21 protein-coding genes are annotated in these 22,771 nt (G+C 70.9%); 14 read left to right on the top strand and 7 right to left on the bottom strand.

Features of this window, described 5'->3' with window-relative positions; all coding sequences use genetic code 11:
• Positions 1-141 precede the first annotated feature (141 nt).
• On the top strand, positions 142-2,889 hold the full coding sequence (gene aceE, locus BJ965_RS26965; RefSeq protein WP_184911786.1) for a pyruvate dehydrogenase (acetyl-transferring), homodimeric type: 2,748 nt from the start codon (positions 142-144) through the stop codon (positions 2,887-2,889).
• A gap of 71 nt (positions 2,890-2,960) precedes the next feature.
• Positions 2,961-3,719 carry a potassium channel family protein gene (locus BJ965_RS26960; RefSeq protein ID WP_246546045.1) on the top strand — a complete coding sequence of 253 codons (759 nt, stop codon included), beginning with the start codon at positions 2,961-2,963 and terminating at the stop codon, positions 3,717-3,719.
• 64 nt (positions 3,720-3,783) lie between these two features.
• Here the strand turns inward: BJ965_RS26960 and BJ965_RS26955 are convergent, their stop codons facing one another.
• Both BJ965_RS26955 and BJ965_RS26950 read right to left on the bottom strand, forming a co-directional pair.
• Positions 3,784-4,092: a small hydrophobic protein gene (locus tag BJ965_RS26955; RefSeq protein WP_184911785.1), complete on the bottom strand. Its 309-nt coding sequence runs from the start codon at positions 4,090-4,092 to the stop codon at positions 3,784-3,786.
• Between the two features lie 236 nt (positions 4,093-4,328).
• The gene (locus BJ965_RS26950; protein WP_184911784.1) at positions 4,329-5,948 is read right to left on the bottom strand and encodes an MFS transporter; all 1,620 of its coding nucleotides are present in this window, start codon (positions 5,946-5,948) and stop codon (positions 4,329-4,331) included.
• 115 nt (positions 5,949-6,063) lie between these two features.
• On the opposite strand from BJ965_RS26950, the gene BJ965_RS26945 reads away from it, so the two are divergent.
• The 3 genes from BJ965_RS26945 (at position 6,064) to BJ965_RS26935 (ending at position 8,896) form a co-directional block, all read left to right on the top strand.
• A complete protein-coding gene (locus BJ965_RS26945) occupies positions 6,064-6,696 on the top strand; it encodes a TetR family transcriptional regulator (protein WP_246546043.1) in 633 nt (210 codons plus the stop codon).
• A gap of 73 nt (positions 6,697-6,769) precedes the next feature.
• Entirely contained in the window at positions 6,770-7,978 is a 1,209-nt protein-coding gene (locus BJ965_RS26940) for an alpha/beta hydrolase family protein (protein ID WP_184911783.1), read from the top strand.
• Positions 7,979-8,044: 66 nt separating this feature from the next.
• Entirely contained in the window at positions 8,045-8,896 is an 852-nt protein-coding gene (locus BJ965_RS26935) for a DUF4429 domain-containing protein (RefSeq protein ID WP_184917586.1), read from the top strand.
• A gap of 103 nt (positions 8,897-8,999) precedes the next feature.
• Here BJ965_RS26935 and BJ965_RS26930 read toward each other — a convergent pair whose 3' ends face one another.
• Positions 9,000-10,016 (bottom strand): aldo/keto reductase, encoded by a 1,017-nt coding sequence (locus BJ965_RS26930; protein ID WP_184911782.1) that lies wholly within the window; start codon positions 10,014-10,016, stop codon positions 9,000-9,002.
• Positions 10,013-10,480, bottom strand: a complete 468-nt coding sequence (locus BJ965_RS26925) for a MerR family transcriptional regulator (protein WP_031104091.1) — start codon at positions 10,478-10,480, stop codon at positions 10,013-10,015. The genes BJ965_RS26930 and BJ965_RS26925 overlap by 4 nt, the downstream gene beginning before the upstream one ends.
• A gap of 98 nt (positions 10,481-10,578) precedes the next feature.
• Between BJ965_RS26925 and BJ965_RS26920 the strand changes: the two genes are divergently transcribed.
• Both BJ965_RS26920 and BJ965_RS26915 read left to right on the top strand, forming a co-directional pair.
• Positions 10,579-10,905 (top strand): hypothetical protein, encoded by a 327-nt coding sequence (locus BJ965_RS26920; RefSeq protein ID WP_313667089.1) that lies wholly within the window; start codon positions 10,579-10,581, stop codon positions 10,903-10,905.
• 10 nt (positions 10,906-10,915) lie between these two features.
• A complete protein-coding gene (locus tag BJ965_RS26915) occupies positions 10,916-11,731 on the top strand; it encodes a serine hydrolase domain-containing protein (protein ID WP_184911781.1) in 816 nt (271 codons plus the stop codon).
• Between the two features lie 15 nt (positions 11,732-11,746).
• On the opposite strand, the gene BJ965_RS26910 is transcribed toward BJ965_RS26915, so the two are convergent.
• Entirely contained in the window at positions 11,747-12,412 is a 666-nt protein-coding gene (locus BJ965_RS26910; RefSeq protein ID WP_184911780.1) for a pirin family protein, read from the bottom strand.
• Between the two features lie 62 nt (positions 12,413-12,474).
• Between BJ965_RS26910 and fasR the strand changes: the two genes are divergently transcribed.
• The 5 genes from fasR (at position 12,475) to fabF (ending at position 17,414) form a co-directional block, all read left to right on the top strand.
• Positions 12,475-13,680, top strand: coding sequence for a fatty acid biosynthesis transcriptional regulator FasR (gene fasR / locus BJ965_RS26905; RefSeq protein ID WP_030836904.1), 1,206 nt, complete (start codon positions 12,475-12,477; stop codon positions 13,678-13,680).
• Positions 13,681-13,769: 89 nt separating this feature from the next.
• Positions 13,770-14,699: an ACP S-malonyltransferase gene (locus BJ965_RS26900; protein WP_184911776.1), complete on the top strand. Its 930-nt coding sequence runs from the start codon at positions 13,770-13,772 to the stop codon at positions 14,697-14,699.
• A gap of 25 nt (positions 14,700-14,724) precedes the next feature.
• The gene (locus tag BJ965_RS26895) at positions 14,725-15,726 is read left to right on the top strand and encodes a ketoacyl-ACP synthase III (RefSeq protein ID WP_184911774.1); all 1,002 of its coding nucleotides are present in this window, start codon (positions 14,725-14,727) and stop codon (positions 15,724-15,726) included.
• 81 nt (positions 15,727-15,807) lie between these two features.
• Positions 15,808-16,056, top strand: coding sequence for an acyl carrier protein (locus BJ965_RS26890; RefSeq protein ID WP_003989952.1), 249 nt, complete (start codon positions 15,808-15,810; stop codon positions 16,054-16,056).
• An 86-nt stretch (positions 16,057-16,142) separates the two neighbouring features.
• Complete coding sequence (gene fabF, locus BJ965_RS26885; protein WP_184911770.1) at positions 16,143-17,414, top strand: beta-ketoacyl-ACP synthase II; 1,272 nt, start codon at positions 16,143-16,145, stop codon at positions 17,412-17,414.
• Positions 17,415-17,541: 127 nt separating this feature from the next.
• Here the strand turns inward: fabF and BJ965_RS26880 are convergent, their stop codons facing one another.
• The gene (locus tag BJ965_RS26880; RefSeq protein ID WP_184911767.1) at positions 17,542-18,036 is read right to left on the bottom strand and encodes a DUF3145 domain-containing protein; all 495 of its coding nucleotides are present in this window, start codon (positions 18,034-18,036) and stop codon (positions 17,542-17,544) included.
• A 259-nt stretch (positions 18,037-18,295) separates the two neighbouring features.
• On the opposite strand from BJ965_RS26880, the gene BJ965_RS26875 reads away from it, so the two are divergent.
• The gene (locus BJ965_RS26875; RefSeq protein ID WP_184911765.1) at positions 18,296-19,189 is read left to right on the top strand and encodes an SGNH/GDSL hydrolase family protein; all 894 of its coding nucleotides are present in this window, start codon (positions 18,296-18,298) and stop codon (positions 19,187-19,189) included.
• A gap of 10 nt (positions 19,190-19,199) precedes the next feature.
• Entirely contained in the window at positions 19,200-20,171 is a 972-nt protein-coding gene (locus BJ965_RS26870; protein ID WP_184911762.1) for an aldose epimerase family protein, read from the top strand.
• An 84-nt stretch (positions 20,172-20,255) separates the two neighbouring features.
• Here BJ965_RS26870 and BJ965_RS26865 read toward each other — a convergent pair whose 3' ends face one another.
• The gene (locus BJ965_RS26865; RefSeq protein ID WP_184911760.1) at positions 20,256-22,736 is read right to left on the bottom strand and encodes a beta-glucosidase H; all 2,481 of its coding nucleotides are present in this window, start codon (positions 22,734-22,736) and stop codon (positions 20,256-20,258) included.
• Between the last annotated feature and the right edge of the window lie 35 nt (positions 22,737-22,771).

The following is a 22,771-nucleotide window of genomic DNA, read 5'->3' as shown; positions in this document are numbered from 1 at the left end:
CGTCTGGGTTACCGCTGGGTAGAGATGACGTTTCCCGGCCCCGAGGTGGACCATGGGAGCGGCGCGCCCCCCAGCGACGACGCCCCGGCTACGACAGCGAAACAGCGGCCCTCGCAGGCCCTCTGACAGGTAAGGAACAGCGTGGCTTCCGCATCCGATCGCAACCCGATCATCATTGGCGGCCTTCCGAGTCAGGTTCCTGACTTCGATCCCGAAGAGACCCAGGAGTGGCTCGACTCCCTCGACGCCGCCGTCGACGAGCGCGGCCGGGAGCGGGCGCGCTATCTGATGCTGCGGCTGATCGAGCGGGCCCGCGAGAAGCGCGTGGCCGTGCCGGAGATGCGCAGCACGGACTACGTCAACACCATCCCCACCAAGAGCGAGCCGTTCTTCCCGGGCAACGAGGAGATCGAGCGCAAGGTCCTCAACGCCACCCGCTGGAACGCGGCGGTGATGGTCTCCCGGGCCCAGCGCCCCGGCATCGGCGTCGGCGGGCACATCGCCACGTTCGCCTCCTCCGCCTCGCTCTACGACGTCGGCTTCAACCACTTCTTCCGCGGCAAGGACGAGGGCGACGGCGGCGACCAGGTCTTCTTCCAGGGCCACGCCTCCCCCGGCATCTACGCCCGCGCGTTCCTGCTGGACCGGCTCGGCGAGGAGCACCTGGACGGCTTCCGCCAGGAGAAGTCGAAGGCGCCGCACGCGCTGTCGTCGTACCCGCACCCGCGGTCGATGCCGGACTTCTGGGAGTTCCCGACGGTGTCGATGGGTCTCGGCCCGATCGGCGCGATCTACCAGGCGCGGATGAACCGCTACATGGAGGCGCGCGGGATCGCCGACACCTCGAAGTCGCAGGTCTGGGCGTTCCTCGGCGACGGCGAGATGGACGAGCCGGAGTCGCTGGGGCAGCTCTCCATCGCCGCGCGCGAGGGCCTGGACAACCTCACGTTCGTCGTCAACTGCAACCTGCAGCGCCTCGACGGACCGGTGCGCGGCAACGGAAAGATCATCCAGGAGCTGGAGTCGATCTTCCGCGGCGCCGGCTGGAACGTGATCAAGCTGGTCTGGGACCGCAGCTGGGACCCGCTGCTCGCCCAGGACCGCGACGGCGTGCTGGTCAACAAGATGAACACCACGCCCGACGGGCAGTTCCAGACGTACGCCACCGAGACGGGCGCGTACATCCGCGACCACTTCTTCGGTGACGACCACCGGCTGCGGGCGATGGTCGAGGGCATGACCGACGACCAGATCCTGCACCTGGGGCGCGGCGGTCACGACCACAAGAAGATCTTCGCGGCGTACAAGGCGGCCGCTGAGCACAAGGGCCAGCCGACGGTGATCCTCGCCAAGACGATCAAGGGCTGGACGCTGGGCCCGAACTTCGAGGGCCGCAACGCCACGCACCAGATGAAGAAGCTGACGGTCGACGACCTCAAGCGCTTCCGCGACCGTCTGCACCTGCCGATCCCGGACAAGGAGCTGGAGTCCGGCGTGCCGCCGTACTACCACCCGGGCCGGGACTCGGAGGAGATCCAGTACATGCACGACCGCCGCAAGTCTCTCGGCGGTTACGTCCCCACGCGCGTGGTCCGCTCCAAGCCTCTGGCGCTGCCCGAGGACAAGACGTACGCGACCGTGAAGAAGGGCTCGGGCCAGCAGTCCATCGCGACGACCATGGCCTTCGTGCGGCTCCTGAAGGACCTCATGCGGGACAAGGAGATCGGCAAGCGGTTCGTGCTGATCGCGCCCGACGAGTACCGCACATTCGGCATGGACTCGTTCTTCCCGAGTGCGAAGATCTACAACCCGCTCGGCCAGCAGTACGAGTCGGTCGACCGCGACCTGCTGCTCGCCTACAAGGAGGCGCCGAACGGCCAGATGCTGCACGACGGCATCTCGGAGGCCGGCTGCACGGCGTCGCTGATCGCGGCAGGCTCGGCGTACGCGACCCACGGCGAGCCGCTCATCCCGGTCTACGTCTTCTACTCGATGTTCGGTTTCCAGCGCACCGGCGACCAGTTCTGGCAGATGGCCGACCAGCTGGCGCGCGGTTTCGTCCTGGGCGCGACCGCCGGCCGTACGACGCTGACCGGTGAGGGCCTCCAGCACGCGGACGGCCACTCGCAGCTGCTGGCCTCCACGAACCCGGGCTGCGTCTCCTACGACCCGGCGTTCGGTTTCGAGATCGCGCACATCGTGAAGGACGGCCTGCGCCGGATGTACGGCTCCTCCGAGGAGCACCCGCACGGCGAGGACGTCTTCTACTACCTGACCGTCTACAACGAGCCGATCCAGCACCCCGCCGAGCCTTCGAGCGTCGACGTCGACGGCATCCTCAAGGGCCTCCACCGGTTCAGCGAGGGCACGGCCGGCTCGATCCCGGCGCAGATCCTGGCGTCCGGTGTCGCGGTCCCCTGGGCCGTCGAGGCGCAGCGGCTGCTGGCCGAGGACTGGAACGTCAAGGCGGACGTCTGGTCGGCGACCTCCTGGAACGAGCTGCGGCGCGAGGCCGTGGCCTGCGAGGAGCACAACCTGCTGCACCCGGAGGAGGAGCAGCGGGTGCCGTACGTGACCCGGAAGCTGGCGGACGCGCAGGGGCCGGTCGTGGCCGTGTCCGACTGGATGCGGTCCGTTCCGGACCAGATCGCGCGCTGGGTGCCGCAGACGTACCAGTCGCTCGGTGCCGACGGCTTCGGCTTCGCGGACACGCGCGGCGCCGCCCGGCGGTTCTTCCACATCGACGCGCAGTCGATCGTGGTGGGGGTGCTGACCGAGCTGGCCCGTGAGGGCAAGGTGGACCGTTCCGTGCTCAAGCAGGCCATCGACCGGTACCAGCTGCTCGACGTGTCGGCCGCCGACCCGGGGGCCGCGGGCGGCGACGCGTAGGGCGTCAAGGGCGGTTTCCATGGGGCGGCACCCGAGAGGTGCCGCCCCGTGCGTTTCCTACCATGCTTCCCATGACGCTCCCGATGACCGCCTCGACCGCGCTGGCCCGTTGGGAGCGGCGCACCCAGGGCCCGCTGCTGGCGCTGGCCGTGCTGTTCGCGATCGCCTACGCCATACCGATCGTGGCCCCGAGGGCTCCGCAGGACCTGCTCACCGCATGCCATGTCGCCAACTGGGCGGTGTGGGCCGCTTTCGCCGCCGACTATCTGGTCCGCCTGTGGCTGGCCGAGGACCGGCTGCGGTTCGTACGCGGCAATCCGCTGGCGCTGCTGGCCGTGGTGCTGCCGCTGGCCCAGCCGCTGCGGCTGCTGAAGCTGGTGTCGATGCTGTTCCTCGCCGGGCAGCGGGCGCGGATGGCGTCGCAGGTACGGGTCACCACGTACGTCGCGGGATCGTGCCTCGGACTGCTCGTCTTCGGTGCGCTGGCCGTGCTGGAGGTGGAACGGGACGAGCCCGGTGCCTCCATTCACACCCTGGGGGACGCGGTCTGGTGGGCGTTCACCACGATGACCACCGTGGGGTACGGGGACATGGCACCGACCACGGGGCTGGGGCGGATGCTGGCGGTCGGGCTGATGCTGTCCGGAATCGCGCTGCTCGGTGTGGTGACGGCGAACATCGCGGCCTGGTTCATCGCCCGGTTCGAGAAGGACGACGTGGAGGAGCGGCGCCAGACCGAGGCGATCAGGGAACTGACCGAGGAGGTGCGGGCGCTGCGCGGGGAGCTGGCGGCGCTCAAGGGGACACCGGCCGAACAGCCCGTCGAGTAGCCCGTGCCGCAAAGGTGGGCCCCCGGTCACTGCGCCGGAGGCCCTTCCCTTGCCACGCCGGGGGTCAGAACATGCCCACACCCGGGGTGGCCGCTCCGGACAGCCAGATGACGGCCAGGAGCGTGTCGATGGCGCCCAGGACCAGGGCGACGACAGCCGCGGTGGGGCGGGAGCCCGACCACGCGCGGCCCATGGCGAGCCAGCCGCAGACCATCGCGGCGGGACCGAGCACGATCCCCAGCACGAAGAAGCCCGCAACGGCACAGATGACTCCGATGAGTCCGAGCGTCGCGCGATCCGTCCCGGTCCGTGACCACGTCCGGCCACGTGAGCGGGGGTGCCTGCGCGTACCGTGTCCGAAGCTCGCCATCATCAACTCCCGTAAACCCTCGATCGGTTGGGGTTCTTTTTCGGGTACGACATGGCGAGTACCCCGTCAGTGCGCGTTCATCCCGCTGCCTGCGCGCCGCCCCCCTCCGGCAGCGCGCCGCAGCGTCCGCCCTCCATGCCCTGCGGAGGACTTGACCCACTGTGACCTGCGGTACGTGCCGAAGGGGAGGGTTCCGGGGGTCCGTTCACCCTGATGGGCGAACGGACCGCCGGGGACCGTCAGATGTGCGCGGCGCCCGCGCCGGCTTCCGCGTTCTCACCGCGCTTGGTGAGGAACGCGACGAACACGGCGACGGCCGCCACACCCGCGGCGGTCAGGGAGGCCAGGCTCATGCCGTCGATGAACGTGGTGTGCGCGACCTCGGTGATCTTCGCGGCAATCTGCTCGGGGGTGCCCTCGGGTACCGGGGCGCCGCCCTGCTGAACGGCCAACGCGGCCTGTTCGGACTGGGCCGGGGTGAGCGGCGGCAGCCCCGCGTCCGCCCAGTTGCCGGCGAACTCGCTGTCGACCTTGGAGGCCATCACGGCGCCCAGCACGGCCGTACCGAGACTGCCGCCGATCTGCATGGCGGCCTGCTGGAGACCGCCCGCGACGCCGGAGAGCTCCATCGGGGCGTTGCCGACGATGACTTCGGTCGCGCCGACCATGACCGGCGCGAGGCCCAGCCCCAGCAGGGCGAACCAGACGGACATGATGCCGCTGCCCGTGTGCGCGTCCAGCGTGGACATGCCGTACATGGCGATCGCGGTGCACGCCATGCCGCCGGCCAGCGGGATGCGGGGGCCGAACTTGGTGATCATCACGCCGGCGAGCGGCGAACCGACGATCATCATGCCGGTGAGCGGCAGCAGGTGCAGCCCGGCGTCGATCGGGCTCATCCCGTGCACGTTCTGGAGGTAGAACGTCACGAAGAACAGGCCGCCCATGAAGGCGATGGCCATCAGGACCATGAGGACGACACCCGCCGACAGCGGGACGGAGCGGAACAGTCCCAGCGGGATCAGCGGCTCCTTCACCTTCGTCTCCCAGACGGCGAAGAGCCCGAAGCCGACCACCGAGGCGATGATGAACGCCCAGGTCTTCAGATCGCCCCAGCCCCACTCCGGCGCCTTGATCAGAGCCCAGACGAGGCAGAACATCGCGGCGGACAGCAGGAGGATGCCGAGGAGATCGAAGGAGCGCGGCGCGTTCTCGGCGCGGTGGTCGAGCAGGATCAGCACGCCGAGGACGAGGGCGAGGACGCCGACCGGCACGTTGATGAAGAACACCGACTGCCAGTTGACGTGCTCGACGAGCACACCGCCGAGGATCGGGCCGCCCGCGGTGGACGCGCCGATGACCATGCCCCAGATGCCGATGGCCATGTTCAGCTTCTCGGCAGGGAAGGTGGCCCGCAGCAGGCCGAGCGCGGCCGGCATCAGCAAGGCGCCGAAGAGCCCCTGGAAGACGCGGAAGACGACGACCGCCGTGATGCCCTTGGACAGCCCGATGGCGGCCGAGGAGGCGGCGAAGCCCGCCACGCCGATGAGGAAGGTCTGGCGGTGGCCGAATCGGTCACCCAGCTTGCCGGCGGTGATCAGGGACACCGCGAGGGCGAGGAAGTAGGCGTTGGTGATCCACTGGAGATCCGACCATGAGGCGCCCAGATCCTTGCCGATCGCCGGGTTGGCTATGGCCACGATGGTGCCGTCGAGGGCCACCATCATGACCCCCACGGCGACGGTGATGAGGGTGAGCCAGGGGTGCCCGCGCAGCCCCTTGCCCGGCGTTGCGCCCGACGGCGATGCCGGCGTCTTGTCCCCCGGCCCCGTCGTGTCGATGGTGGTCTGACTAGTCATACCGTGAGGCTAGTGACAGTCGCTGACAATTGACAAACCAAATCACTAGTCGGTAACTGACACGACATCCCCGTATAGCCTGAACTGGGAGAACACTTCGGACGAGAGGCATGTCTTGAACCTGCGCGAACGCAAGAAACGGCGCACCCGGGACGCACTGCTGCGGGCCGCGCTGGAACTGTTCGCCGCGCGCGGGTACGAGGAGACGACCGTCGACGACATCGCCGCCGCCGTGGACGTCTCGCAGCGCACCTTCTTCCGCTACTTCGCCGGCAAGGAGGAGACGGCGTTCTTCGTGCCGCGCCTGGCGGAGACGCTCGTCGTCGAGGCCCTGCGCACACGCCCGCCCGGCGAGGTACCGCTGGAGGCGCTGCGCCGGGCCGTACTGGAGAGCTGGGACGCGATCAACGAGGCCGTCGAGGAGCTCGTGCCGATCGACCTCCACATGCGTGTCTACCGGGTGATCGAGTCGACGCCCGCACTGCTCGCCGCCCATCTGCGGCGGTCGGCGGAGCTGGAGGAGCTGCTCGCGGGCATCATCGCCGAGCGCGAGGGGCTCGACGTGGACGCCGACCCCCGGCCGAGGATCGTCGTGGCCCTCTTCGGCGGGGTGATTCGCGTCACCGAACGGTTGTGGTCCGCGGGGGACGACGTCACCCTCGACGGCATGCGCGAACTCACCACGACATACCTGGATCAGGTGGGTCCCGCACTGGCCGGGAACTGGCGTGCGGAGCAGTCCCCTTAGCCCCTCCACCGAAACGTGATCCCGGTCACTTGGTTAACGCGAGACCCTCTCGTTCTCCTAGTGTGTCCTTTCAGTGACTTCCTTCGACACCTCCCCGCAACTGAACGTCTGGCGCGCACTGCTCGCTCTGGCCGTCGTGTTCGTGATGCTGGCGACCACCGGCTGGACGGCCCTGCGCAACCAGCGGGGCGCCACGCCGCTCCAGGCCTCGCTCTCCGCCTGGGAGCACGGCCGGATCGGCGGGCACCGGCTGCCGGACCCGCAGTCCGAGCCGGCGAAGCTCGCCCGCTTCTTCGCCTCGCTCACCGAGCAGGACCGTTCGACGCTGATCCGCAAGTACTCGCTCGCGGTCGGCAACATGAACGGCGCGCCGGTCGAGGTGCGTTACCGCGCCAACCACCTCGCGCTCGCCAAGGCGCGCAAGGTCGAGCGGGAACGCATGCACGACGAGCGCCTCACCCCGGCCGGGCAGCACGAGGCGAGCCGCAGGATGCACCGCTTCGAGGACCTCATGGAGCCGGGCCGTCACATCCTGGCCTTCGACCCGGAGGGCTCGGGCCGGGTGGCGGAGGTGTTCGGCAACCTGCGCAGGGCGGAGCGGGTCTCGGTCGTCGTCCCCGGCGTCGACACGAACCTGCTCACCTTCCAGCGCACCGACCGCACGTACTCCGCGCCCGTCGGCATGGCCAAGTCCCTGTACGCGGCCGAGCGGAAGGTGAGCCCCTCGACCCGTACGGCCGTGATCGCCTGGGCCGACTACACGGCGCCCAGCGGACTCGGGATCGACTCGGCCACGGCGATGCGCGCCGAGGACGGTGCCGTACGGCTGAACGCGCTCGTGCGGTCCCTGCCGGGCAGCTCGCCGGTCTCGCTGTTCTGCCACAGCTACGGCTCCGTGGTGTGCGGCGTCGCCGCGCACTCACTGCCGGGCCGGGTGTCCGACATCGCGGTGGCGGGCAGCCCCGGCATGCGCGCCGAGAAGGCCGCCCAGCTGCACACCGGCGCCCGGGTGTGGGCGATGCGGGACTCCGACGACTGGATCCAGGACGTGCCCTACCTGGAGGTCGGCGGGCTGGGTCACGGCGCCGATCCGGTGTCCACCGGGTTCGGGGCGCGGGTGCTGTCGGCCGAGGGTGCGAAGGGCCACGCGGGCTACTTCGAACCGGGCACGGCAAGTCTGTTCAATTTCGCAGAGATCGGCGTTGGCGCATACCGCTCGGTGCACTGCGCGCACGAAGACGGCGTCTGCCGTACCGGTTTGTCCGGCACGGCGGCGGCCTGACGCGCGTAGAGGCGAAGGAATTGCGGTCTGCTCGGGAGGGGGACGGAGGAGCGCGTGCCGCATACGATGAGCCGCATGGGTGACGTACTGGCCGGATTTCATGCCGCCTGGGAGTTCGAGTCCGACTCCGTGCTCATCCGCTACGAACGGGGGATTCGAGCACCCAAGCTCTTCCAGGCCCTCGGGGAACGCCGTGTGCCCCTGGAGGCGATCGCCGGGGTGACGCTGACCCGCGGGAAACGCGGCACGGTCGTCCTGCGCATGGAGCCGCGACCCGGGGCCGACCCCTTGATGGAGGCCGCGGCCGGGCAGCTGAAGGAGAGCGGCGACCCCTACCGGCTGGTGCTGCCCGCCGACCGGGAGGTCCTCGCGGAGTACTACGCCGACGAACTGCGGACGATGCTGACGGAGTCCGGACCGGCGGACCGGTTCCTCGTGAAGCCGCCCGAGGGGCCGTTGTCGTTCAAGGCGTACGACGGGAAGGCGACCTTCGACGGACGCACCGTGAACTTCCGGTGGTTCTGGACGGGGGCGTCGTCGGCGAAGTGGAAGGCCGGCGACCAGAGTTTCTCCGTCGGGGAGCTGAACGGGGTCGAGTGGCGGTCGCCGGAGGTCTTCGAGGGGCATTTGCGGCTTTTGCGGCGAGATGCCGGGACACCCGGGGTGCAGGCCGACCAGGATCCCGCGGCGGTGGTGTTCGGGCTGGGGTACGGGCCGGTGCACGAGTCGCTGCCGTTCGCCGCCGCGGTGCTGGCGGCGGCGCGGACGTCGAGTCCGGTGGCCGCCGTGCCCGCACCGCGGCGGGACCCCGCCGACATCGCCGAGCGGATTCGTCACCTGGGTGAGCTGCATCAGGCCGGATTGGTGACGGATGAGGAGTTTTCGGTCAAAAAGGCCGAGTTGCTCTCTGAGCTCTAGCGTCTGCGGGGTGCCGCGCGCCGGCGGGTGCGTGCCGCATGTGGCTGGTCGCGCCCACGCGGCGGAGCCGCACATCGACACGGCCCCGCGCCCCTGAAGACCTTTACTCCCGGCCCGCCGACGTGAAGGTCATGTCCGCGTACCGCGTGCCCGCCACCTGGGCCGCTATGCCGTCCAGCAGGTCCAGTTGCCCGTCGGTCAGGACGATCCGGGTCGCCGCCGTGTTCTCCTCCACCCTGGCGGGCTTGCGGGTACCCGGGATCGGGATGACCGGGAGGCCGTGGACCGTCGCCCGCTGCTGCACCCAGGCCAGGGCGATCTGACCGAGGGTCGCGTCGTGGGCCTTGGCCACCGAGCGGATCAGCTCCAGCAGGGTCGCGTTCGCCATGGCGTTGTCGCCCGTGAAGCGGGGCTGCTGGCGACGGAAGTCACCGGCGCTCAGGTCCTGCTCGGCATCGGTGAACGAGCCGGTGAGGAAGCCCCGGCCGAGGGGGGAGTACGGGACGAGGGTCACGCCCAGCTCACGGGCGGCGGGGACGACGTGCGTCTCGATGTCACGGCTGAACAGCGACCACTCCGACTGCACGGCCGCGATGGGGTGGACGGCGTGGGCGGCGCGCAGTTCACCGGCCGTGACCTCGCTCAGGCCGAGGTGCTTGACCTTGCCCTCGCGGACCAGGTCGGCCATGGTGCCGACACTCTCCTCGATCGGCACGTTCACATCGCGCCGGTGCATGTAGTAGAGGTCGATGGCGTCGACGTCCAGGCGCTTCAGGCTCGCCTCGACGGCCTGGCGGATGTAGGGCGGGTCGTTGCGGATGACGCGGCGCGTCGGGTCGTCCGGGGGTATCGACAGGGCGAACTTGGTCGCGATGACGACCTCGTCGCGGTGGGCCTTGAAGAAGGGGGCGAGGAACCGCTCGTTCTCGCCGGCGCCGTACGCGTCGGCCGTGTCGTAGAAGGTGACGCCCAGTTCGAGCGCCCGCTCCAGCGTGGCCCGGGACGCGTCCGCGTCCGAGGGGCCGTAGCCGAAGCTCATGCCCATGCAGCCCAGGCCCTGGACGCTCACCTCGGGACCGTGGTCGCCGAGCTTCGCCGTCGTGATCCTGCCGTCCGTCATCGGGACCTCTCCGACGCCAGGGCACGCCCGGCGTCCGCGTAGAAACTGATCTTCCGGTCGAGCACGGCGAGCGTGCCCCGGAGTTCGTCGATCCTGGCCAGGACGTCCTCGCGGGTCGTCTGGAGCAGTTCGAAGCGCTCGCCGTAGGTGTGGTCGCCCTCGCGCACCAGTTCCGCGTACCGCACCATGTCCGCGACCGGCATGCCCGTCAGGCGGAGCTTGCCGACGAGGTCGAGCCAGTCGAGGTCGCGGTTGGTGTAGCGGCGCTGGCCGGTGTGGGACCGGTCGATGTGCGGCATCAGGCCGATGCGCTCGTACCAGCGCAGGGTGTGTGCCGTCAGGCCGGTGAAGGCGACGACCTCGCTGATCGTGTAGTGGTCGTCGCCGTCCGGGCGCCGGTTCTGCTGCTGCGTCGGGCCGGCGCAGGTGTCGGTCCTGGTCCCCGTGGTCTCCATCACCGTCATGACCCCAACGCTAGAACCTTGGAGTGCGCTCGAAGCAAGCGCGGACGGTAAGAAATCGGCAGGACGTTTCCTGATCCGGCCGGTTGACGTACGGACTCATGAGTGTGGCGCGTCGCACCCTGCCCGGGGACGCCGAAGAGGTCCTGCGGCTGCGCCGGCCGGTGATCGACTCGGTGGTCGCCTCCGATCCGTCCGTCGCCCGGCACAGGGAGTCCCTGCCCGTGCCGGGGGCCGAACCGGGCGATCCCGACGGGGACTTCAGGGCGTCCGTCGTGGACCATCCGGAGCGGCCGGGGGCGACGGCCTGCATGGTGGCCGGGACGATCGACCACCGCGTCGGCAAGGCGGCCGGAGCCGCTGTACGTCTCGCTCGGTTTCCGCCCCGAGCCCGACCCTTTGCCGGAGCTCGCACCCTGAGCGCATAGGCTCGAACGCATGTCGCTGAAGAGCCTCGCGTTGATCGATAACTGGCCGGTTCCCACCGCTGCGGCGGGCGTCGTACGAGCGGACGGCACCGTCCTCGGCACCCACGGGCCGGCCGGACAGCGGTTCCCGCTCGCGTCGGTGACCAAGCCCCTGGCCGCCTACGCGGTGCTCGTCGCGTACGAGGAGGGGGCCGTCGAGTTCGACGAGCCGGCGGGCCCCACCGGGTCGACGGTCCGGCACCTGCTCGCGCACACCTCGGGCCTCGCCTTCGACGAGCACAAGGTCACGGCCCCGCCCGGGGAGCGCCGGCTGTACTCCAACGCCGGCTTCGAGCAGCTGGGCGACCATGTGGAGAAGGCCACCGACATCCCGTTCGGGGAGTACCTGCGGCAGGCCGTGCTGGAGCCGCTCGGCATGAACTCGACGACCCTGGAGGGCTCCCCGGCCAAGGACGGGGTGTCGACGGTGGAGGACCTGCTGCGGTTCGCGGCCGAGGTGCAGGCGCCGCGGCTGCTGGACCCCCGCACGGTCGCCTCGGCGATGACCGTGCACTACCCGGGCACCAAGGGCGTCCTGCCGGGGTACGGCCATCAGAACCCCAACGACTGGGGGCTCGGCTTCGAGATCCGCGACTCCAAGTCGCCGCACTGGACGGGCTCCTCGTCCTCGCCGCGCACATTCGGGCATTTCGGGCAGTCGGGTACGTTCCTGTGGATCGACCCGGACGCGGGCGCTGCCTGCGTGGCCCTGACGGACCGGGCGTTCGGGCCCTGGGCGACCGAGGCGTGGCCGCCGTTCACGGACGCGGTGCTCGCGGAGCTGTAGAGCGAGCCCCGGCCGCTAGACCGTCGGCCTCTGGCCCATCTCCCAGACCAGCAGCTCCGCCTCCGTCACGCCCTCGGCCTCCAGGCCCTTGGCGTCCGTGATCCGGGCGGCGTCACCGGCGCCCAGTTCCTCGCCGTCCAGGCGGACGGCACCGCGTACGACGTGCACGTACGCGTACGGCCCGTCCGGTACCGCCGTCCGCTCCCCCGCCCCCAGGCGGCGCACGTGCAGTATCGCGCCGGCCTCGGGGACGGCGTACGGCGTCGAGTCGGCGATGCCGTGGACGACCTCGTAGAACGGGTCGCCGCCGGGCCGGAGGGGGGCGAGCCACATCTGGATGAAGGTCAGGGGCTCCGGGCCGTCGTTGCGCTCCACGTGCCGCACCCCACCCGCCGAGCTGAGGCGCTGCACGTCCCCGTGGCGTACGACCGACTCGTGCCCGGTGGAGTCCCGGTGGGTCAGCTCGCCCTCCACCACCCACGTCACGATCTCGGTGTGACTGTGCGGATGCTCGTCGAAGCCGGCCCCGGGCGCGAGGCGCTCCTCGTTGCACGCGAGCACCGCGCCGAACCGGAGGTTGTCCGGGTCGTAGTGGGACCCGAAGGAGAAGGCGTGCCGCGACGCGATTCCGGTCGCCGGGTCGCCGCCCCGGTAGCGCTCACCCGCGCGCCGAATGTCCATCACGCGCTCCACCGTAGACCCGGCGGCCCACCTTCCCGTCCGGATAAGGCAGTCTTGTCCCCGTGCCCGAACCCGAAACCAGCAAGAACGAAGCCGCAGCCCATGACGTCCATCCGCATGCCGCGACGCTGAAGCGGCTGGAGAAGTCGTCCGGATCGCTCGCCGCGCAGGCCATCGCGCGGATGGACGAGACGCTGCCCTGGTACCGGGCCATGCCCCCGGAGAACCGTTCCTGGATCGGTCTGGTCGCACAGGCGGGCATCGCCGCGTTCACCGAGTGGTTCCGGCGTCCGGACGCCCCGCAGGCCATCTCCACCGACGTGTTCGGCACCGCGCCGCGCGAGCTGACCCGGGCGATCACCCTGCGCCAGACCGTGGAGATGGTGCGCACCACCATCGAGGTCATGGAGAGCGCGATCGACGAGGTCGCGGCCCCGGGCGACGAGCGGGTGCTGCGCGAGGCGCTGCTCGTCTACGCCCGGGAGATCGCCTTCGCCACGGCCCAGGTGTACGCGCAGGCCGCCGAGGCACGCGGCGCCTGGGACGCCCGGCTGGAGTCCTTGGTGGTGAACGCCGTGCTCAGCGGCGAGGCCGACGAGGGGGCCGTGTCCCGGGCCGCCGCCCTGGGCTGGAACTCCCCGGAGCACGTGTGCGTGGTGCTCGGCACGGCGCCCGACGGGGACAGCGAGCTGACCGTCGAGGCCATACGGCGCGCGGCCCGTCACGCCAAGCTCCAGGTGCTCACCGGGGTGCTCGGCGACCGGCTGGTCGTCATCGCGGGCGGCAGCGACAACCCGCTGGCCGTCGCCAAGTCGCTCATCGGCCCGTTCGCGGCCGGGCCGGTCGTGGCGGGCCCGGTGGTGCCCGACCTGCTGGCCGCCACCCGGTCCGCGCAGGCCGCCGCGGCCGGGCTGAAGGCGTGTTCCGCCTGGCAGGACGCCCCGCGCCCGGTCCTGGCGGACGATCTGCTCCCGGAGCGGGCGATGGCCGGGGACCCCTCGGCCCGTGAGCAGCTGGTGGAGGAGATCTACAGACCGCTGGAGGAGGCCGGGGCCGCGCTCCTGGAGACCCTCAGTGTCTATCTCGAACAGGCGAGCAGTCTCGAGGGCGCCGCCCGGATGCTGTTCGTCCATCCCAACACCGTCCGCTACCGGCTTCGACGTGTGACTGACGTCACCGGCTGGTCACCCTCCGATGTACGCTCTGCGTTCACACTGCGGATCGCGTTGATCCTGGGGCGTCTGGTCGATGGAGATCTCCAGCCCTAGGGTTTTGTCGGGGATCGACAAAACCCCCCCGTGTTCTTCGTCCTTGTCCCCACGGGCGGCCGTGCCCGTACCCAAGAGAGAGTGTGAGAGTGCTCGTACTCGTCGCTCCCGGCCAGGGCGCTCAGGCGCCCGGCTTCCTCACCCAATGGCTCGACTTCCCCGGTGTTCGCGGTGCCCTCGAGGCCTGGTCCGACGCCGCGGGACTCGACCTGATCCGTTACGGCACCGAGGCCGACGCGGAGGAGATCCGCGACACCGCGGTGGCGCAGCCGCTGCTGGTCGCGGCCGGACTGGCCTCCGCCCACCTGCTGTTCGACGACCCCGCCGAGCTGCCGCAGAAGGTCGGAGCGATCGCCGGGCACAGCGTCGGCGAGTTCACCGCCGCCTCGCTCGCCGGAGTGCTCCCCCACGAGGAGGCCCTCCGCCTGGTCCGCACCCGCGGGCTCGCCATGGCCGAGGCCGCCGCGGTCACCGAGACCGGCATGGCCGCGCTGCTGGGCGGCGACCCCGCGGTGACGGTTCCGCACCTGGAGAAGCTCGGCCTGACCCCGGCGAACATCAACGGCGCGGGCCAGATCGTCGCGGCCGGCACCAAGGAGCAGATCGCCGCGCTGGAGGCGGACAAGCCCGAGGGCGTGCGCAAGGTCGTCGCGCTGAAGGTCGCCGGCGCGTTCCACACGCACCACATGGCACCGGCCGTCGACACCCTGGCCAAGGCCGCCGAGGCCCTGGCGCCCGGCGACCCGAAGGTCCGTTACGTCTCCAACAAGGACGGCCGGACCGTCGCCGGCGGCGCCGAGGTACTGGAGCGTCTGGTCGGCCAGGTCGCCAGCCCGGTCCGCTGGGACCTGTGCATGGAGACCTTCAAGGAGCTCGGTGTCACGGCTCTGATCGAGGTGTGCCCCGGCGGCACCCTCACCGGCCTCGCCAAGCGGGCCCTGCCCGGGGTGAAGACGCTGGCCCTGAAGTCCCCCGCCGACCTCGACGCGGCTCGCGAGCTCATCGCCGAGCACGCCTGACCGCCGCCCCCAAGGAGCCGACCGCATGGCGAAGATCAAGCCCAGCAAGGGCGCCCCGTACGCGCGCATCCTCGGTGTCGGCGGCTACCGCCCGACCCGGGTCGTGCCGAACGAGGTGATCCTCGAGACGATCGACTCGTCCGACGAGTGGATCCGCTCGCGCTCCGGCATCCAGACGCGGCACTGGGCGAACGACGAGGAGACCGTCGCCGCGATGTCGATCGAGGCGTCCGGCAAGGCGATCGCCGACGCCGGGATCTCCGCCGAGCAGATCGGCGGCGTGATCGTCTCGACCGTCTCGCACTTCAAGCAGACCCCGGCCGTCGCCACCGAGATCGCCGACAAGCTCGGTACGAACAAGGCCGCCGCCTTCGACATCTCGGCCGGCTGCGCGGGCTTCGGCTACGGCCTCACCCTCGCCAAGGGCATGATCGTCGAGGGCTCGGCGGAGTACGTCCTGGTGATCGGTGTCGAGCGGCTGAGCGACCTGACCGACCTGGAGGACCGCGCGACGGCCTTCCTGTTCGGCGACGGCGCCGGCGCGGTCGTCGTCGGCCCGGCCCAGGAGCCCGCGATCGGCCCCACCGTCTGGGGCTCCGAGGGCGACAAGTCCGAGACCATCAAGCAGACCGTGCCGTGGACGGACTACCGTTCCGGCGAGGTCGCCAAGTTCCCCGCCATCACGCAGGAGGGCCAGGCGGTGTTCCGCTGGGCCGTCTTCGAGATGGCGAAGGTCGCCAAGGAGGCGCTGGACGCCGCCGGCATCACCGCGGACGACCTGGACGTCTTCATCCCGCACCAGGCCAACGAGCGGATCATCGACTCGATGGTGAAGACACTCAAGCTGCCGGAGTCCGTCACGGTCGCCCGTGACGTACGCACCACCGGCAACACCTCGGCCGCCTCGATCCCGCTCGCGATGGAGCGGCTCCTGGCGACCGGAGAGGCGAAGAGCGGCGACACCGCGCTCGTCATCGGCTTCGGGGCGGGTCTCGTCTACGCCGCGACTGTCGTTACCCTCCCCTAGGCACTCCGTGCCGGATCATGCGATCCGGCACCGGAGGAAACACCTGCCACACCCTCTGAATATCTACGAAGGAGCGCCGACATGGCCGCCACTCAGGAAGAGATCGTCGCCGGTCTCGCCGAGATCGTGAACGAGATCGCCGGCATCCCGGTTGAGGACGTCCAGCTGGACAAGTCCTTCACCGACGACCTGGACGTCGACTCGCTGTCCATGGTCGAGGTCGTCGTCGCCGCCGAAGAGCGCTTCGACGTCAAGATCCCCGACGAGGACGTCAAGAACCTCAAGACGGTCGGCGACGCGACCGACTACATCCTCAAGCACCAGGGCTGATCGGCCGATCCGGCCTTTGGGCTGACTGCCCCGCCACCCGGCGGTGGCGCCGCTTAATCCTCGTAACCGTTGGAGAGAGAATTCCCGTGAGCCCGACCAATCGCACCGTGGTCGTCACCGGTATCGGCGCAACCACACCGCTGGGTGGCGACGCAGCCTCTACCTGGGAGGGCCTGATCGCCGGCAAGTCCGGCGTCAAGCCCCTGGAGCAGGACTGGGCGGCCGACCAGGCCGTCAAGATCGCGGCCCCGGTCGCCGTGGAGCCCACCGAGGTCATCCCGCGGCCGCAGGCCCGCCGACTGGACCGCTCGGCGCAGTTCGCGCTGGTCGCGGCCAAGGAGGCCTGGGCCGACGCCGGTTTCGAAGCGAAGGCCGGCGAGGACCCGAACATCGACCCCGACCGGCTCGGCGCGGTCATCGCCTCCGGTATCGGCGGTGTGACGACGCTGCTCGACCAGTACGACGTGTTGAAGGAGAAGGGCGTCCGCCGCGTCTCCCCGCACACCGTGCCCATGCTGATGCCCAACAGCCCCTCGGCCAACGTGGGTCTGGCCGTGGGCGCCCGTGCGGGCGTGCACACGCCGGTCTCCGCCTGCGCCTCGGGCGCCGAGGCCATCGGCTACGCCATCGAGATGATCCGCACCGGCCGCGCCGACGTCGTCGTCGCGGGTGGCACGGAGGCGGCGATCCACCCGCTGCCCATCGCCGCGTTCGGCAACATGATGGCGATGTCCAAGAACAACGACGACCCGCAGGGCGCGTCGCGTCCCTACGACACCGCCCGCGACGGCTTCGTCCTCGGTGAGGGCGCCGGTGTCGTGGTCCTGGAGTCCGCCGAGCACGCCGCGAAGCGCGGTGCCCGGGTGTACGCGGAGGCGGTCGGGCAGGGCATCTCCGCCGACGCGCACGACATCGTGCAGCCGGAGCCGGAGGGGCGGGGCATCTCGCACGCCCTGCAGAACCTGATGGACCGCAACGACCTGGACCCGGCGGAGATCGTGCACGTCAACGCGCACGCGACGTCGACACCGGCGGGTGACATCGCCGAGCTGAAGGCGCTGCGGAAGGTGTTCGGCGACGACGCCGACCACTTCGCGGTGTCCGCGACGAAGTCGATGACCGGGCATCTGCTGGGTGGTGCGGGTGGTGTCGAGACGGTCGCGACCGTGCTCGCGCTGTACCACCGGGTGGCTCCGCCGACGATCAACGTGGAGAACCTCGACCCCGAGGCGGAGGCGAATGCCGATGTCGTCCGGGGTGAGGCTCGGAAGCTGCCCGTCGAAGGCCGCATCGCCGCGCTGAACGACTCGTTCGGGTTCGGTGGGCACAACGTGGTGCTGGCGTTCCGGACGGTTTGATTCGCCATGACGGCGAGTGGCCCGGACTCTTCTCGAGTTCGGGCCACTCGCCGTTTTGCTTCGTGTTGTGTGCCGGGAGCCGGATGGTGGGGGTTGTTCGCACAGTTCCCCGCGCCCCTGGGGGCGCTTACACCACCTGGTGCAACCAGCGGACCGGGGCGCCTTCACCGGCGTAGCGGAACGGCTCCAACTCGTCGTCCCAGGGCTTGCCGAGGAGTTTGCTGAGCTCGGCCTCCAGGTCGGTCTCGCCGCGCTGGGAGCGCTGGAGGGCCGCTCTGAGCCGGTCCTCGGGGATGAGGATGTCGCCGTGGATGCCGGTGACGGCGTGGTAGATGCCCAGGTCGGGGGTGCAGCTGTAGCGCTCGCCCTCGGCGGTTGCGCAGGGCTCCGCGGTGACCTCGAAGCGGAGGAGGTGCCAGCCGCGCAGCGCGGAGGCGAGTTTGGACGCCGCGCCGACCTGGCCCTGCCAGGAGAACTCCGAGCGCCAGGTGCCCGGGGCGGCCGGCTGCCGGATCCAGTCCAGGCTGACGCGTGTGCCGAGCACCCCGGCGACGGCCCACTCGACGTGCGGACACAGCGCGCGCGGCGCGGAGTGCACGTACAGAACTCCACGTGTCGTCACCGGAACCTCCGGGCAGAGCGGGACATGGTGCAAACGGGCGGAACGGCTGTGACCGGGCGGGTCACGTTGATGGCGAGGCTACCGTGCGGGGGCGCAAGGAGTGTGACGTACGGTCGCTCCAGGTGCCGGGAAACGCCCCCCATTCACCCAGGGGGACGCTTGTACGGGTGTGAGCCGTTGCACCTGATCGGTCGGGAACCCTCGTGCGTTGTTATTGGTTGGGGAGACAGGTACGGCGTGGCGAGGGGATGGACCAGGGATGCGGAAGCGGGGCCGTCGTACACGGGGCGTGCTGGCCGTGGTCGCGGCGGCCGCGCTGGGTGTCGCGGGGTGTGATGCCGTGGGGGGTGATTCCGCCGCCCCGCCGGAGAAGGCGAAGCCGTCCCCGAAGCCCACGCCCCTGTGGGACCGCAGCCCGGGTTCCGTCGCGGCCGTCGGGGACTCCATCACACGGGGGTTCGACGCCTGTGACGTGCTGTCGGACTGTCCGGAGGCGTCCTGGGCGACCGGTGCCAGCCCCGAGGTCGACTCGCTCGCGGTGCGGCTGCTGGGGCGGACCGGGGCCGCTCAGCGCAGTTGGAACTACGCCGTGACCGGGGCGCGGATGGCCGACCTGCCCGGGCAGATGGCACAGGCGGTGCGGCGCAAGCCGCAGTTGGTGACGGTGATGGTGGGGGCGAACGACGCCTGCCGGTCCACGCCCTCGGCGATGACTCCGGTCTCCGCCTTCCGTGCCGACTTCGAGGACTCCCTGCGCTCCCTGCGCAAGGCCCTGCCCAAGGCGCAGGTGTTCGTGGCGAGCGTGCCCAACCTGAAGCGGCTGTGGTCCGAGGGCCGGAGCAGCCCGATGGGCAAGCAGGTGTGGAAGCTGGGCATCTGCCCGTCGATGCTGGGCGACGCGGACGCCCTGGGCTCGGCGGCGACCCTGCGGCGGGACACGGTGCAGAAGCGGGTGGAGGACTACAACGAGGTCCTCGCGGAGGTCTGCGCCGAGGACAAGCGGTGCCGCCACGACGGGGGCGCGGTGTACGACTACCGCTTCGGCACCACCCAGTTGAGCCGCTGGGACTACTTCCACCCCAGCGTGAACGGACAGGCCCGGCTGGCGGAGATCGCGTACCGCACCGTCACCGCGAAAAGGCCCCTGACTTAGAGTTCCGCACATGAACGAACTCTTCGGAACACTTTCCGACGGGACCCCGGTGCACCGCTGGACCCTGGAGCGGGCGGGTGTGCGGGTGCGGATCCTGTCGTACGGCGGGATCGTGCAGTCCGTGGAGGTGCCGGACCGGGAGGGCCGGGCCGGGGAGGTGGTGCTGGGGTTCCCGGATCTCGACGGGTATCTCGCCCACCCGGAGCCGTATCTCGGCGCCCTGGTAGGGCGGTACGCCAACCGGATCGCCGGCGGCCGGTTCACCCTGGACGGCCGGACGTACGCGCTGGAACCGAACAACGGGCCGAACTCGCTGCACGGCGGGGCGCGCGGCTTCGACAAGCGGGTGTGGGACGCGGAGCCCGTCGCGCACGGGGTGCGACTGACGCGGATCAGTGCGCACGGCGAGGAGGGGTTCCCGGGGCGGCTCGAGGTGTCGGCGACGTACACGCTCGACGGTTCCGGCGCGCTGCGCATCGCGTACGAGGCGGTGACGGACGCGCCGACCGTGGTGAACCTGACGAACCACAGCTACTTCAACCTGGCCGGTTCCGGTGACGCCGGCGGTCACGAACTGCGGCTGGCCGCCTCCCGGTACACGCCGGTCGACGCCGGCCTGATCCCGGCCGGCGGTCCGGAGGACGTGACCGGCACGCGCTTCGACTTCCGCGAGGCCCGCAAGACCGGCTCCGGCTACGACCACAACTTCGTGCTCGACAAGGGTGTGACGGACACTCCGGTGGAGGTCGCCGAGCTGCACGATCCGGCGTCCGGGCGGCTGCTGACGGTGGCGACCACCGAGCCCGGCCTCCAGTTGTACACCGCGGACCACCTGTCCGGTCCCTTCGCGCCCGGCGACGGCATCGCGCTGGAGACCCAGCACTTCCCCGACTCGCCGAACCGGCCGGAGTTCCCGACGACCGTACTGCGGCCGGGCGAGGTCTTCCGCTCGGAGACGGTGTACGGGTTCGGCGTCCGCTGAAGGGCGGGCCCCTGACAGACCACGAGCCCCGGTCCGGAGGTCAGGTCCCGGACCGGGGCTGCTTGGTGGGGAACTTGTCCCGGATCAGACGTTAATCGTCGCGGTGATCCTGCGGTCCGCGATCGAGCGTCCGACCTGGATCTCGTACGAACCCTTCACATACGACCACGAGCCGGTCGCTTCGTCCCAGATCTCGAAGGCGCGGCGCGGCAGTTCGACCCTGGCTTCGGCGCTCTCGCCGGGGGCGGCCTCGACGCTCGCGAAGCCGGCCAGCCAGCGGGCCGGGCGGGTGGGGTCGGGGTCGCCCGGGGCCAGGTAGAGCTGGACGACCTCGCGGCCGGGGCGGTCGCCGGTGTTGCGGAGGCGGACCTTCGTGGTGGTCCCCCCGGCGGTCTCCTCCACCTCGACGGATTCGTAGGTCCAGTCGGTGTAGCCGAGGCCGTGACCGAAGGGGTAGACGGGGCTGCGGCCGTGCTTCTCCCAGGCGCGGTAGCCGATGAAAACTCCCTCGTCGTAAGGGAGTTCGCCGCCCTCCGGGACGACCCGGGTGACCGGGGCGTCGGCCAGGCTGCCCCAGGTGGTGGGCAGGCGCCCGCCGGGTTCGTGGGCGCCGGTGAGGACGTCCGCGAGGGCCGCGCCGCCCTCCTGGCCGGGAAACCAGGACAGGAGCACGGCGGCGACGTCGTCGCGCCACGGCAGTTCCACCGGGGAGCCGGAGTTGACGATCACCACGGTGTTCGGGTTGGCGGCGGCGACCGCGCGGACCAGGTCGTCCTGACGGCCCGGCAGGCGCAGGTCGGTGCGGTCGAAGCCCTCGGACTCGACGCGCTCGGTGGTGGCGACCACGACGACGGCCGTGTCGGCGGCCCGGGCCGCCGCGGCGGCCTCGGCGATGAGGTCGTCGGCGTCGCCCTGCGGGTCCTGGTGCGCGAGGGTGAAGCCGATGACCCGCATGGGGTGGTCGCCGAGCGGCGGGACCGTGTAGGTGAGGGACACCTCGACCGGTTCGCCCGCGGTGAGTTCGGGCCGGGCGTGGGGCACCGGGGCGCCGAAGAAGGCGGCGAAGGGGTCGCCGTCCCCGGCGGGGCGCTGGACGTCGTCGAAGTACGTGGTGCCGGCGATGGTCAGCCTGAAGGGGCCGAGGCCTTTGAAGCCGAAGGTGTGCGTGCCGCTCTCGCGCGGGGTGAAGGTGCCGGTCAGTTCGACGCTGTGCAGGGCGTCGTGGGTGACGCCGTCGGGGAGGTCGTCGCCCATCCACTGGATGTGGCCGCTGGGAGCGGGGCGGCTGCCGAGGACGGTGCCATGGCTGTCCCGGCAGACGGCGCGCAGCTCGAAGCCCTGGTCCGCGACGGGGAGTTCGGTGTTCGGGTCGGCGCCGAGGGTGTAGGTGAGGGTGCCGTCGGGGAGGGCGGCGGTGAGTCCGTCGAGCGGGGAGACGACCCGGGCGGGGAAGACGGTGGCGGAGCCGCCGCCGAGGACGCGGGCATCGCGGGCGGCGGCGCCGATCAGCGCGACCCGGCCCGGCTTCAGCGGCAGCGCGCCGTTCTCGTTGCGGACGAGGACGAAGGAGCGGCGGGCGATCTCGCGGGCGAGTGCCTCGCCGTCGACGGTGGCGGGCGGGTCGGTGACGGCCGGTTCGGCGCCGTCCAGGATGCCGACCCGGGCGGCGAGGCGCAGGACACGGCGGACGGCCTCGTCGACCAGGGCCTCGTCCGCCTCGCCGTCCCGCACGGCCCGGGCGAGGGTCTCGCCGTAGACGGTGCCGGGGCCGGGCATGGCGATGTCGAGGCCGCCGGTGAGGGCGCCGGTGGTGGAGCGGGCGGCGGTCCAGTCGGAGACGTTGACGCCGTCGAAGCCCCATTCGCCGCGCAGGACCTCGTCGACCAGATGGTGGTGCTCGGTCATGGTCGGGCCGTTGACGGAGTTGTAGGCGGTCATGATGCCCCAGGGGTGGGCGTTCTCGACGATCACCTCGAAGGGGGCCAGGTACAGCTCGCGCAGGGCGCGTTCGCCGACGAGGTTGTTCACCGTGAGGCGGTCGGTCTCGGCGTCGTTGGCGACGAAGTGCTTGACGGTGGTGCCGACGCCGCCGGACTGCACGCCGCGGACGTAGGCGGTGCCGATCCGTCCGGTGAGGTACGGGTCCTCGCTGTAAGCCTCGAAGTGGCGGCCGCCCAGCGGGGAGCGGTGCAGGTTGACGGTGGGGGCGAGCAGGAGGTGGACGCCCTTGCGGCGGGCCTCCTGGGCCAGCAGCACCCCGGCCCGGTGGGCGAGTTCGGGGTCCCAGGCGGCGGCGAGGGCGGTCGGGGAGGGCAGGGCGACGGACGGGTCCTCGGCGCTCCAGTGCACGCCCCGGACGCCGATCGGGCCGTCGGACATGACCAGTGAGGCGAGCCCCGCCTCCGGGATCGCGGGCAGGCTCCACAAGTCCTGGCCGGCCAGCAGCCGCGTCTTGGCGTCCAGGTCGAGTGCACCGAGCGCGGCCCCGACCGCCGCCTCACGCCGTTCCTCCGCTGTCTCCGCCACGTCGGCACCTCCACGTCGAAAGCCGCTGGATGTCACCATCGTGCACGGGTTCCCTGTAACGTGGTAGGTTTCGT

Source organism: Streptomyces luteogriseus, assembly GCF_014205055.1.
In the GTDB taxonomy this organism is placed as follows: Bacteria; Actinomycetota; Actinomycetes; order Streptomycetales; family Streptomycetaceae; genus Streptomyces; species Streptomyces luteogriseus.
Note: the sequence above shows the minus strand (reverse complement) of the source record. Positions and strands in the feature narration are given on the sequence as shown.